Annotated in this window: 8 protein-coding genes; 2 read left to right on the top strand and 6 right to left on the bottom strand. The window is 61.6% G+C overall.

All coding sequences use genetic code 11. The features are described from left to right. Positions 1-47 precede the first annotated feature (47 nt). Positions 48-1,001: an alpha/beta hydrolase gene (locus HU739_RS08345; RefSeq protein ID WP_186550984.1), complete on the top strand. Its 954-nt coding sequence runs from the start codon at positions 48-50 to the stop codon at positions 999-1,001. Positions 1,002-1,128: 127 nt separating this feature from the next. Here HU739_RS08345 and HU739_RS08340 read toward each other — a convergent pair whose 3' ends face one another. From HU739_RS08340 to pvdM, 5 genes are all read right to left on the bottom strand, one after another. Next, complete coding sequence (locus tag HU739_RS08340; RefSeq protein WP_186550985.1) at positions 1,129-3,540, bottom strand: TonB-dependent siderophore receptor; 2,412 nt, start codon at positions 3,538-3,540, stop codon at positions 1,129-1,131. Positions 3,541-3,691: 151 nt separating this feature from the next. Then, positions 3,692-5,341: a cyclic peptide export ABC transporter gene (locus tag HU739_RS08335; protein ID WP_186550986.1), complete on the bottom strand. Its 1,650-nt coding sequence runs from the start codon at positions 5,339-5,341 to the stop codon at positions 3,692-3,694. An 824-nt stretch (positions 5,342-6,165) separates the two neighbouring features. Beyond that, a complete protein-coding gene (pvdO, locus tag HU739_RS08330; protein ID WP_186550987.1) occupies positions 6,166-7,056 on the bottom strand; it encodes a dihydropyoverdine dehydrogenase in 891 nt (296 codons plus the stop codon). Positions 7,057-7,106: 50 nt separating this feature from the next. Continuing rightward, entirely contained in the window at positions 7,107-8,393 is a 1,287-nt protein-coding gene (gene pvdN / locus HU739_RS08325; protein ID WP_186550988.1) for a pyoverdine-tailoring periplasmic protein PvdN, read from the bottom strand. A 33-nt stretch (positions 8,394-8,426) separates the two neighbouring features. Further along, positions 8,427-9,776 carry a pyoverdine-tailoring dipeptidase-like protein PvdM gene (gene pvdM, locus HU739_RS08320; protein ID WP_186550989.1) on the bottom strand — a complete coding sequence of 450 codons (1,350 nt, stop codon included), beginning with the start codon at positions 9,774-9,776 and terminating at the stop codon, positions 8,427-8,429. A 183-nt stretch (positions 9,777-9,959) separates the two neighbouring features. Between pvdM and pvdP the strand changes: the two genes are divergently transcribed. After that, the gene (pvdP, locus tag HU739_RS08315; RefSeq protein WP_186550990.1) at positions 9,960-11,588 is read left to right on the top strand and encodes a pyoverdine maturation tyrosinase PvdP; all 1,629 of its coding nucleotides are present in this window, start codon (positions 9,960-9,962) and stop codon (positions 11,586-11,588) included. Between the two features lie 155 nt (positions 11,589-11,743). Here pvdP and HU739_RS08310 read toward each other — a convergent pair whose 3' ends face one another. Then, complete coding sequence (locus tag HU739_RS08310) at positions 11,744-13,138, bottom strand: efflux transporter outer membrane subunit (RefSeq protein ID WP_186550991.1); 1,395 nt, start codon at positions 13,136-13,138, stop codon at positions 11,744-11,746. Positions 13,139-13,143: the final 5 nt, after the last annotated feature.

Below are 13,143 nucleotides of genomic sequence, written 5' to 3'. Positions count from 1 at the left end.
AACCTTCGATAGAGGGGCGGCCTGCGGGCCGCACCAGGATGTCCTTAATGTCTTTGAATCCGGAAATCGCTGCGTTTCTCGACTTGGTCGAGGCCAACCAGACAGACGCTACGCAGGCTTTTCATCAGCAGATGCCAGCACAGGCGCGGCAAGCGTTCGAACAATCTTCGGCGCGCATGCGCTGGCAAGTACCGCAGGTGCTGTCGCGCGACCTGAGTTACCCGACCCGTGACGGTGACTCGCTGGCGGTGCGGATCTATACGCCAGTCACCGACAGCAAGCAGGCGCTGCCAGTGACGGTGTTCCTCCACGGCGGTGGTTTTGTAGTAGGCAGTCTTGATTCCCACGACGGTATTTGCCGCGAGTTCTGTCACCGCACGCCATGTGCCGTGGTAGCGGTGGAATATCGTCGTGCGCCGGAATTCAAGTTCCCCACGGCGTTGCACGATGCCGCCGACGCGCTGACCTGGCTGGCGCAGCAGGCTGGCGCGCTGAACCTCGATAGCTCACGGCTGGCATTGGCCGGTGACAGCGTCGGCGCTACCCTGGCGACGGTGCTGGCGATTGAGGCGGCGGCCAGTGCGCAGGCGCTGCAACCGTGTCTGCAACTGCTGTGTTATCCAGTGACCGACGCGTCGCGCAGCACGGAATCGCGGGAACTGTTCAGCGAAGGTTATCTGCTGGAAAGTCCGACGCTGGAGTGGTTCTACGATCATTACGCGCGCACAGCAGAAGATCGCGCCGACTGGCGTTTCTCGCCGTTGCTGGCGCCGAACCTGCGCGGTGTCGCACCGGTTCACCTGGCGCTCGCCGGCTTCGATCCGTTGATCGATGAAGGCCATGCGTATGCGCAACGTCTGCAGGCGAGCGGTGTGGCAGTGCAGTGCAAGGAATACTCCGCACTGGTGCACGACTTCCTGCGCATGCCGATGGTCACTGGTGAAATCGAAAGCGTGTATCAGGAGCTGACCGAGGTGTTGCGCAAGGCGCTCTACCCATAAGACTGACCTGTCACACACACCAAGGCCGGAGCGGGGCAACCCCTCCGGCCTTTTTTGTTGCCGATGAAAGGCGGGCATAAAAAAACGCACCGTCAGACGGTGCGTTTGTTCAGGCCGTGGCCCGGGATCAGAAGCTGTACTTGAAGCTGGTCATGAAGTTGCGCGGAGCGCCGTACATGCCGTCGTAGTAGACCATCGAGTAGTACTCGCGATCGAACAGGTTGTTGACGTTGAGCGAGGCGCTGAGGTTCTTGGTGATGTCGTAACGCGCCATCAGGTTGGTGACCGCGTAGCTGCCTTGCTCGTAGTAGCGCAGGTCTTCGCCGATCTTCGATTGCCAGTTCACGCCACCGCCGACGGTGACCTTGTCCAGCGCGCCGGGCAGGCGATACGAGGTGAAGGTCTTGAGCATGTGGCGCGGCGCGTTGGTGACGATGCGCGCGTCGTCGGCGTTGGTGGTGACGCTGTAGGCGTAGCCCGCAGAGGCTTGCCAGCCTTCAGCCAGTTCGCCGTTCAGCTCCAGTTCAACGCCCTTGGTCTCGGTGCTTTGCTCCAGCCGATAAGCCTGGGTGTCAGACATCCACACCGCGAGGTTGTCCTGCTCCAGTTTGAACAGGGCCAGGCTGGTGTTGAGTTTCTCGTCGAAGAACGTGCCCTTGACGCCCACTTCGTAGCCTTTGCCTTCGGTCGGTGCGAGCGATTTGTTGTTGATGTCGCGAACGTAGGACGCCTGTGGGTTGAAGATCTTGGTGTAACTGGCGTACAGCGACCAGTTGTCATCCAGGTCGTACACCACACCGGTGTACGGCGTGAAGATACCGGTCTCACGTTCTTTCACCGTACTCGCTTCACCGCCGTATGGCTGGGTGTCGGTGTCACGTTTCCAATCCGTCAGACGGCCGCCGAGGATGACGGTCAGGTCGTCGGTGACGTGGAAGCGTGAGGTCAGATAAGTACCCAGTTGCTTCTCTTCCATATGGCCCTTGCTGACGACAGGCGTGGCCGGTTTTGGCGAGTTGCCGTCCCAGTGGCTGATGTCCGGAACGTTGAAGCTGTAGTCACGCAGCCAGTCGCCATAGCTCGGCGTGGATTCCTTGTAGTTGGTCGCGGTTACGCCGAGGATCAACTCATGCTCGCGACCGAACAGCGAGAACGGGCCGGTGAAGTAGGCGTCAATATTGTCCTGGCGCGGCGTACCGGACCAGCGGACCGGCAGCAGACCCGTGCCGGAGCCGGTGGCCTGGTCGAGGGTGCCGGTGGCCACGGCATAGAGCTGGTCGAATTTGTTCTCGGTGTGGCCGTATTCGATCTTGCCGCTCCAGCCGTTATCGAACTGATGCTCGACGGAGGTGAAGAAGTTGGTTTGATCGTGGTCGTTATAAGACCAGTCCGGCGAGGTATTCAGCGAGCGGTGAACGTGGGATTTTTCGCCGTTGGTGAAATACGACGGGTAGCCGCCGCGCATCGGCGAGTCGACCTGGGTTTTCTGGTAGCTGAAGCCGACGGTCAGCAGTGTCGCCTCGCTGAGGTCGAACTCGGTGATGCCGTAGACCAGTTGCGAATCCTGCTTGAAGCGATCAACCCACGAGCCCTGGGTCTTGTAATCGACGACCAGCCGCCCGCGCACGTTGCCGGATTCGGTCAGCGGGCCGGAAACGTCCATACCGGTGCCGTAGCGATCCCAGTTGCCGGCCTCGCCCGTAACGCTGGCCTGTGCTTCAGCGGTCGGACGCTTGCGGATCAGGTTGATGGTTGCCGACGGGTTGCCCAGGCCGCTGATCAGGCCTGTCGCGCCTCGGACGACTTCCACGCGGTCGTACATGGCGGTGCTTTGGGTGTAGTTGTCCAGACGCGTCGAGGTCGGTACGCCGTCTACTTCAAAGTTCTGGATCTGCGAGCCGCGCGACCAGTAAGTGTCGTTCTCGGTGCCCATGCCATTGCGGGTCACGGTGATGCCGGCGGTGGCGTCGAGCACGTCGGTCAGGTTGGTCAGCTTCTGGTCATCCAGACGCTGGCGGGTCAACACGGTGACCGACTGCGGCGTTTCCCGCGGCGTCAGGTTCAGACGCGTCGAGCTACTCGACGAGTAGGTGGTGTACAGCCCGGTGCCTTCGGTCTGCGAGCCCGGTGCCTTGCCGGAAATCGAGATCGCGCCCAACTGCATGGCATCGCCGGCAGCGCCGCTGACCGGAATCAACGACACCGTGTTACCGGTAATCTGGTACGTCAGGCCGCTCCCCAGCAGCAGACGGTGCAAGGCCTCTTCCGGCTCCAGAGTGCCGGACACCGCGTTGGCTTTCAGCCCTTGCAGCAGCTGCGGGTCGTAGATGATCTGCAAGTTGGACTGTTGCCCGAGTTGCTGCAAGGCACTGGACAGCGGTTGGGCCGCAACGTTGATGCTGGTCGGCGCCGCAAGGACCTCACCGGCACCCAGCAGAAGCAGGGTAGTCAGCAGGGCGCGGGGCAGGATCACCTGGCGCCGAGTCTGACGCTGGATCGCCGTGGCCAGTGGTGCGCGGGACAAGGATGGGCTGTGCATTACTTCAAATGCTCCTGAAAGGCGTGTGCAGTTTTGTAGTTAATGATAATTAGACGCAACAACCCGATGAAACCGGAAAAATAAATCCCGCACACTGCGAAAAAATCGTCTATCGCCAGCGACGGGATTGTCCGCACGCACTGTTTCGCGGTCAGGCCGGCGCCAGCTCCGTCATCACGCGACCCGCTTCCATGCGCACCAATTGGTCGGCGACGTCGAAATAACGGTCATCGTGGGAGATCACGATGATGGTTTTGCCCAGCCGCTTGAGGTCCGGCAGCAGCTCGGTGTAGAAAATCCGCCGGAAGGTCGGGTCCTGGTCCGCCGCCCATTCATCGAATACCAGCACCGGCCGTTCTTCGAGCCAGGCATTGACCAGCGCCAGACGCTTGCGTTGCCCGGTGGACAGGTCAGTGGTGGTGAAACTGCCGTCCTGCACGCTGACTTTGTGGGCGATTTCCAGGCGTTGCAGGTACTTGTTGGCGTCATCGGGGATGTGCGTATCGCCTTGCACCACGTCGTCGAACAAGTAGTAGTCGGCAAAAATCGTGGTGAACAACTGGCGGTAATCGTCGCGGTTCTCGGCGTTTACGGGCTGCCCGTTGAGGCGGATTTCACCGTGTTGCGGCGGGTACAGGCCCAGCAGCAACTTGATCAGGGTGGTCTTGCCGCAGCCGTTTTCACCGACGATGAAAATGATCTCGCCCTGTTCGATCGTCAGATTGACCGGGCCCAGACGGAACGCCTCGCTGCCCGGCACGGCAGGGAAGGCATAACTGACGTCCTTGAGTTCGAGGCGGGTAACGGCCGGGGCTTTCTGGCCGTGGTCGTCGAGCAACAGGTGCGGTTCGGGCGAGGAAAACTGTTCCGACAACTCGGCGATACGGCGGAACGCGATTTGCGCGCGACTGACGATCGGCAGGGTCCCGACCAGATGTTCCAGCGGGCCTTTCATGTACAGCAACACCAGGACGAAACCGCTCATGACGGTTTTGTCGGCGCTCGGCCAGTAGGTCTGCAAGGCAAGCGCCAGGCCGATCACCACGAAGAACAGCATCGAGCCGAACGTCTTGGCGATCACGAACGTGTTGATCGAGCGGATCTGCGTGCGGCAGATGAACTCGGCCGTGGTTTTGATGCCGGCAACGAACATGCGCTGACGGCGCGGCCGGTGGATGCGCAGTTCCTTGGCGCCTTCGGCAATGGCGTTGTAGTGTTTTTGCAGTTCGTCTTCGGCGTCACGCGCGGCCATGAAGCCCTGGATACCTCGGCCCTGAGCGAAATACTGAATGCCAGTGCCGATGATGATCGCGACCACCATGATCAGGAACATCGGCCACGACAGCATCGCCAGATAACCCATGCAACCGAGCGTCACAGTCAGGGAAATCGCCAGCGGAGCGAAGGCGAAGGCAAAGTCGCTGATGGTGTCGACGTCGTGCGTCAGCACCGGGATCAGGCGATGGCTGCGATAGCGCTCGATTTGCTCGATCGGTGCCGACAGGACTTTCTCGCCCAGCTGTTTGCGCAAGGTGGCGATGATGTGTTGGCCGACGAAGTTGGTGCCGATGTCCGAGCAGATCGAACTGAGCAGCGCCAGCAGGCAGAGCCCGGCAAACAGGGCGACGACACCCTGGGTCAGGCCGGCTTCGGAATGCAGCGCCGAATTGATCGTCGCCAGCAGCACCGTCACGCTGAGGCCGCCGACCATGCCCAGCAGGATCGACACAATGACGACGAGCCTGAAGGGCCTGAGAAGCGTGAGCAATTCGTGGATGGCACCGCGTGGGGGCTGGGACATGGGGGAACAGTTCCTTGGGTCGTGGAGACAGATACCCAATAGAACGTCTGGTAACGCGCTTAATTTAGACGTTCAGCGACTGACGGTGGCCCGCAGGTCGTCAAGGCTGTGGGAGTCGGCAAGCTTGTTCCCACAGTGGTTTTCGGTGATGTTCCTGACCGGGTTCGGCACAACAACCTGTGGGAGCGAGAATGACCGCGAAGAGGCCAGCACAGTCAACATCTCCACCGCTTGACCCACCGCTTTCGCGAGCAAGCTCGCTCCCACACAGGCTTGTGGTGATGTCCCTGGCCGGGGTTCGGCACAAGAACCTGTGGGAGCGGCTTGCCCGCGAAGAGGCCAGCACAGTCAACATCTCCACCGCCTGACCCACCGCTTTCGCGAGCAGGCTCGCTCCCACACTGGCTTGTGGTGATGCTCCTGACCGGGGTCCGGCACGAAAACCTGTGGGAGCGGGCTTGCCCGCGAAGAGGCCAGCACAGTCAACATCTCTGCCGCCTGACCCACCGCTTTCGCGAGCAAGCCCGCTCCCACACTGGCTTGTGATGGTGTCCCTGACCGGGTTCGGCACAAGAACCTGTGGGAGCGGGCTTGCCCGCGAAGAGGCCAGCACAGCCAACATTTTCGCCACCTGACCCACCGCTTTCGCGAGCAAGCTCGCTCCCACACAGGCTTATGGTGATGGTTCTGACCGGGTTCGGCACAAAAACCTGTGGGAGCGGGCTTGCTCGCGAAGGCGTCAGGTCAGGCGACGCATCTGTAGCTGACAGTGCGCTTTCGCGAGCAAGCTCGTTCCCACCCGGATCTTGTCGTTGCGGCGCGTTTCAGAGATCGCGCACTACGCGAAAGCCGATCCAGTCGCCCCGGGTGGAGGGGTAGATATTGTTGCGGTTGCCAGAGCGCGAGAATACCGGCGCTTCGCCCCAGTCGTTGCCGCGGATGTTGTACGACTCGCAACCGGGTTCGACCCAGGCGCTGCCATCGGTTGGCGCGCCAACATAGTTGGGATGTTCGCAGTCGGCGATCCATTCGTAGACATTGCCATGCATGTCGTACACGCCAAAGGCGTTCGGCGGATAGCTACCCACCGGCGAGCTGAAGCTGTAGCCATCGGTCGGGCCGTAGGTGTTGGCATGCTTGGCGATGCTGTATTCGCCCTCTGCGTCGAACGGGAACGGGAAGGGCCCGGTCGAGCCGGCGCGCGCGGCGTATTCGCGTTGGGCTTCGCTGACCATGCGGTAGTTCTGGCCGGTCTTTTTCGACAGCCAGGCGACATACGCCTGCACGTCGGCAAAGTCCATGCACACCGCGGGTTGTCGCGGTTCCTGTTTATAGCGTGGCTTGCTTGCCACGCATTCGCGACCCGGGCGCGTATCGCCGTTGGCGATCTTCACCCCGGTTTCCTTGACGTAGCTGTCCCATTCACCGGCGGTGATCTGGAAGCGGCTCATGGCGAATGCCTTGGCAAACGTCACTTCATGCATCGGGCCTTCGTCGGGCTCGCGGCCGACTTCGGTTTCCGGGGTGCCCATGGTGAATTTGCCTGCGGGCAACACGACCATTTCCGGGCAATTTTTGCAGTCCTTGAACACCTTGCCCGCCGGCAGCGGTTCGGCGGCCGCGGCGGTGCCCGGCAACAGGCCGGCGAGCGATGCGCTCAGCGCCAGCCCCGCCAGCAGTTTCAAGGTCGGGACGTGTCGCGTTGGGATAAGCATGTCACTGTTCATGTGGGGTCTCGAGCAAGGGAAGGCAACAGTCGTGAAGGTCATAGCTGCGTGACCAGCAGCGTCATGAATCGATCAATTTCCGCTTCGGTGTTGAGCAGGCCCGGCGCGGTGCGCACCACCGGCCCGACGTCGCGTTCCACGGCATCGACCACCACGCGGTTTTTCATCAGGTAGGCGGCGATCTTGTCGCAGTCGCGGTCCTTGACCCGGAAGAAGGTGAACCCGGCCGACAGGGCCGGGCTCAGCGGCGTCACCAGTTCGATCTGCGGATGTTCTTGCAGGCGTCGCTTGAGATACGTGTTGAGTTCATGGATGCGTGCCTGCACCTCGGCCTTGCCCAGTTGCAGATGCAACTTGAACGCTTCGCTCAACGCCCAGCGATGTTCGAAGGCGTGATAGCCGCCGGGTGACATGCTGGTGGCGAAATCGGTGTCTTGAGAGAACGTCGGCACGCTTGGCGTGACGTCCTTGAGCTGCTCGGAACGGGCACAGATGATCCCGGTGCCGCGCGGGCCGAACATCCATTTATGGGTGCCGGCAATGAAGAAATCGCAGTGCATGTCCGGGAAGCTGAGGTCTTCCACACCAAAGCCGTGAACGCCATCGACCACATAGAGAATCCGGTCGGCGTCGGCGCGCGTGCGGTTGACCTCATCGACCAGTTGGCCAATCTCGCCGATGGGCAGTTTCACGCCGCTGCCCGATTGCACCCACGTCATGCCCAACACCCGAGTGTTGGGGCGAATCGCCCGGCGAATCGCGCTCAGCACTTCCTCTGTCGAGACCCGATGGGCGTCTTCGAACAGTTTGATCTTGCGAACCTGCGTGCCTTGCTTCTTCACCCGGAAGTCGAGGCTGAACTCGGTCGAATAATGCTCGTGAACGGTAGTGAGAATCTCCTGATCCGCACGCACATGAATACCGCCGTAGATCGCGGCGAGACCTTCGGTGGTACTGCCCGTCAGGGCAATCTGCGCCGGTCTGGCTTGCAGATAACGCCCGGCCCATTCGCGCACCTCGGCCTCGTGCTTCCAGGTTTCCTCGAGGTCCCAATCCATCATCAAGCCCGGGTTGCGGTCGAGGGTTGCGCGGTGCCGGTCGATGGCTTCCTGCACCGGGCGCGGGTGCGAAGTGATGAGGAAGTTGGAGAAGTGCAGGTAGGCGGGATCCTGACTGAACAGTTGGCGCAGTTGCGCCCACTTGTCCTTCGGCACGGCTGTCGCAATCGCTGCGGCGCCTGGCGCCGAGGCGTGAACGGCAGCGCCCAGCGGCAGGCTGGCGGCAAGGATGCCGGCCTGTTTGAGAAAGGTACGACGGTCAGTCATGGGGACGGTTCGCTTCTGCTCGCAAAGAAGAATTCATCGGCTGGCCACGGGTTTCGCGGATTTTTGCACCTGGTCCCAGACGCGCAGGAAGTTGCCGCCCCAGAGCTTGGCGATGTCGGCTTCGGAATAGCCGCGCTGCAACAGTTCGGCGGTGACGTTGCGGATCTCGCCGACGTTTTCCCAGCCTTTTACGCCGCCGCCCTCATTGAAGTCCGAGGCGATGCCGACGTGGTCGATGCCGATTTTGCGCACGGTGTAATCGATCGCATCGCCGAGATCCTTGAGCGTGGCTTTCGGCTCTTCTTCGAGGATTGCGTACAGCTGGCCGGCGTACTGGCCAAACTTCTGTTCCGGCCACGCGGCAATGATCGGATCGCCCGGCATCAGCGCCATCGCCAGATTCGGCAGCGGTGGCAGATCAAAGCGTGCGCGCAGGGCGTTGAGTTTGTCCTGGGTGCCTTGGGTCAGCGGTCGCAGGTAGGCCGAGAAACCGACCACTTGCACCACGCCACCGCTTTGCTTGATCAGTTGCATCTCCTTGTCGCTGAGGTTGCGCGGGATATCCACCGAGGCACGCGGCGCCGAATGCGAGGCGACCATGGGCGTGCGGCTCAGTTGTGCGACTTGCTCCAGGGCCTTGGTCGACATCTGCGAAACGTCGATGATCACGCCCAGGTCGTTGAGGCGGTGCACGGCTTGCTTGCCGACCTCCGAAAGGCCGTTGAGGGCGTCCGGCGAATCATTGAAAAACGGCAGCGGTCGCGACGAATCGCTCCACTGGTTGTTGCCGATGTAGCTGAAGCCGAACATGCGCATGCCGCGCGCAGCCCAGGTGTCCAGCAGGTCCAGATCGTTGCCCAGCGGATAGGCGTTAAGCATGCTGATGAAGATGGCAAACTTGCCTTCGCCGTGCAGACGGCGGAAGTCATCCGGGGTGTAGGCGATGGCGACCTGATTGGGAAAGTCGCGAACCATGCCGGAGATGATTTTGTAGCGCACCTCCTGCTGGTTGCGCGCCTCCTCGACAAAACCGTCGGTGGGCTTGTGGGGCGCGTTTGGGCCGTTCCACATTTCCGGCCAGCCAAAAATCGTCAGTGCTGCACCGGACAGCCGTCCGCGACTGGCCTTGACCAGGTCGAACTGGCCACTGCCGTCCTTGTCGACCTCATTGCCGGCAGTACCGAAATCCAGCGGCACGGTGATGTGGCTGTCGAACGAGAGCAAGCGATCCTGCAGTTCATCGGCCTGTTTGAGCACCTTGGCCGGGTAGCCAGGGTTGTCCTTGAACCAGTGATCCCAGGCGGCAAAGCCTGCACCGGCGCTGATCGCCAGAGCCAGCGGCAGGCCGATGTATAGAGCCTTTTTCGAACGTGGTTTTGTCATTGCCATCTCAGTCAGTTCGCCGTCGAGGTGCAGGCGCAGGTGCCTTTGCTATCTGGAAAGAACGAGCGATTGGGCAGGAAATTTAGCTGGCCCGAAAAGATCGCAGCGCTCGCGTAAATTTGCCCGCTCAGCAAACGTTCTAGCTTGGATAAAGCCTGCTTCATGGCTGACACAGGTAGGGCAATGAAGATTTCTCGACGATGGTTCATGGCAGGCCTGGCGCTGACCGGCGCTGCCGTGCCTGCCGCGTTTTACGGGCATCGCCAATGGACGAAGCCTGATCCGACGATCACGCCCGGCGAAGCTACGGTCGATCTGGCGGACACGGCCGGTCAACAATTGGCGAACGCATTGCGCGGGGTCTGGAGCATTCGTTTCGACGGCGCGCGGATCGGCTTCGATGACTTGCCGCTGCACGGACTGGAACTGTTTCTTGATGTTGCCCAGCGCGGCCGCGGTTTGCGCGGCTATCTGGATAGCGCGCAACGCCTGCGCGGTGACGAGGAGCCGCGTTACCGGATCATTGGCGATCTGGCGCAGGGCAAACCTGCCGAGTTGTACTGGCGTCTGATTGATTCACGGGCGGCGGACGGCGCGCCGACTTATGAACTGGCCGTGGTGCTGGATGAGGTCTGGGCGGATTTCGGCAATGCCGGCAGTGGAACGATCAGTGGGCGCATTGTGCGCCTGGATCGACCGCTGGGTCTGCCCGAGCAGGACAACCGTTTTGTCGCGCACAAACTGCTGTTTCCCGAGGCACGCCAGCGCATCGGTCTCAACCCGACCTTGCTGGCCTGGCTGATTTCTCCCGAACATCGTCTGTTCCATCAGCTCTGGCATGCATCGCGTGACAAGTGGCACACCTTGCCCGAGGACAAGCGTGAAGCGTTGCGCGGTATCGGCTGGCAGCCGGGGCCGCGCGGCAAGGAACGGGATGCGCGCGGGCCGCGCAAAGATCGCAATGGCTCGGGCATCGACTTTTTTTTCATGCACCGGCACATGCTTGGTACGGCGCGCTCGATGCAGGACTTGCCGTCGTGGCCGGCCTTCCCGATGCCGCAGCCGGAGCTTGAACGCGATCGCCAGGGATTTGCCCGTTATTTCGATAACCATGACGGCTACGCCTTGCCCCCGACCTGGATTGCCAGCGATGACGCTGACTACACCCAGTGGGTCAGCGACATCAAAACGGCCGAGACCTATCACAGCAACTTTCAGGTCTGGGAGTCGCAGTACCGCGACCCGCGTTATCTGTCGAAGCTCACCCTGGGGCAGTTGGGTTCAGAGATGGAGCTGGGTCTGCATGACTGGCTGCACATGCGCTGGGCCTCGGTACCGCGTGATCCGTCCAACGGTCAGCCAGTGCCGTTCGCCCGCGATCCGGCGGATTTCTCCGCGCGCTGGTACGCCGCTGAAAACGACTTTCTGGGCGATCCGTTTTCCTCCCATGTGAATCCGGTGTTCTGGCATTTTCACGGCTGGATCGACGATCGCCTCGAAGACTGGTTCAGGGCGCACGAGCGTTTTCATCCGGGCGAAGTCCGTCGTCAGCAGGTCAATGGCGTGGACTGGTTCGCGCCGGGACGCTGGGTCGAGATCGATGATCCGTGGCTAGGCCCGGTCACCCATGGCTGCAGCACGACGCCGGGTCTGCAGGTCGGCAAGTCGATGGAAATGGACCCGGAAACCATGAAGCTGGCGCTGCGCATTACCTTCAGCGAAGACGAGAAAATCCTCTCCGGTTTGTTCCGTCGCGTGCCGAAGCGGCCGTGGTATGCGCGCCATTTGAAGGTCAAGCAAAAAGAGGTTTGACGTCTGTCATGCGGGTTCAGCAGATATTTTGTCTGGACCCGCCACCGCCACCGCCACCGCCTTCGCGAGCAGGCTCGCTCCCACAATGATTCTGTATTCGCAGGACAAAATGTGGGAGCGAGCCTGCTCGCGAAGACAGTTTCGCCGGCGCCGGATTACTGCGCCTGCCACCCCCCGCCCAGCGCCTTGTACAAGGCAATGCTTGCCTGCAACCGCGACAGTCGCAATTGCACGTTCTGATCCTGCGCCGCGTACAGCGTGCGCTGGGTTTCCAGCACGGTCAGCAAGTCTTCGGCGCCGGCCTGATAGCGGCTCTGAGCGATGTTGAAGGCAACCTGGGCCTGGTTCAGTTCCTCGCTTTGCCACTGCCGTTGTTCGTCCAGCCCGCGGATGCTGTTGAGGGCTTTTTCGACGTCGGCAAAGCCGTTAATGATTGCGCCGCGATAGTTTTGCAACAGCTCTTCCTGGCGGGCGCTGGCCTTGTCGCGTTCGGCACTGAGACGGCCGTTGTTGAAGATCGGCGCCACCAGTCCGGCGGTCAGGTTGTAGAAAGGACTGCGCAGCATGTCGCTGAAGCGATCGGAGCCCGAACCCAGTTCGGCGCTGAGGGTCACGCTGGGCAGCATCTTCGCCCGAGCCACCGTGACGTCGGCACGGGCGGCGGCCAACTGCGCTTCGGCACGGGCGATGTCCGGACGGCGATTGAGCAGTTCGCTCGGTACGCCGGCACCGATGACCGGCCATTGCAATTGATCAAAGTTTTCCTCGCTGGCCGGCAGTTCCTGGACCGGGCGGCCGAGGAGGGCGGCGAGGGTGATTCTGGCTTCTTGCGCCTGTTGTTGTACTCGCGGTAATTGCCTTTGTTGCGCCGCTACCAGACTTTTTTGCTGAGCCAGTTCAAGGGCCGTGGCCGAGCCTGAGTCGAAACGCGTCTGGACCAGCTTGAGTACGCTCAGGGCGTTGTTCAGATTGAGCTCGGCGATACGGCTTTGCTCGTTCAACGACAAGGTTTGCGCGTAGCTGTCGGCGACGCTGCCGAGCAGGGTCAGCTCAACCGTGGCCTGATCGAATTCGCTGGCGCGCAGGTTCAATTGTGCGCTGTCGCGGCTGGCGCGTTGGCCGCCCCAGAAGTCGATTTCATAGCTGGCGTTGAGATTGGCATCAAAGTAATCCACCGCCTTGTTGCTGCTGTCGGCGTCCAGTTGGCTGTAGCCGTTGCCGCGCAGCAGCTTTTGTCGATTGGCGTTCATGCCTGCCTTGACCTCTGGCAGTAACGAGCCGCCGGCGATCACGGTGGTGGCACGGGCCTGCTGCACGCGCGCGACAGCAGCGGCCAGGTCGAAACTGCCGGCCCGGGCCTGGCTGATCAAGCCGTCAAGTTCGCGGCTGCCGAACTGCGTCCACCATTGTGCGTCGTTGCGCACGAGGCGGTCGTTGTGCGCCATCTGCCACGCGGCGGGCGGCTGGATGCCGCTCTGCGGACGCTGGGCGGGGCTGCCGCAAGCGCTGAGCAACAGGCACACGGTCAAGAGACTGAGACACGGTTTCATAGATC

The sequence above is a fragment of the Pseudomonas hamedanensis genome (assembly GCF_014268595.2).
Taxonomy (GTDB): domain Bacteria; phylum Pseudomonadota; class Gammaproteobacteria; order Pseudomonadales; family Pseudomonadaceae; genus Aquipseudomonas; species Aquipseudomonas hamedanensis.
Note: the sequence above shows the minus strand (reverse complement) of the source record. Positions and strands in the feature narration are given on the sequence as shown.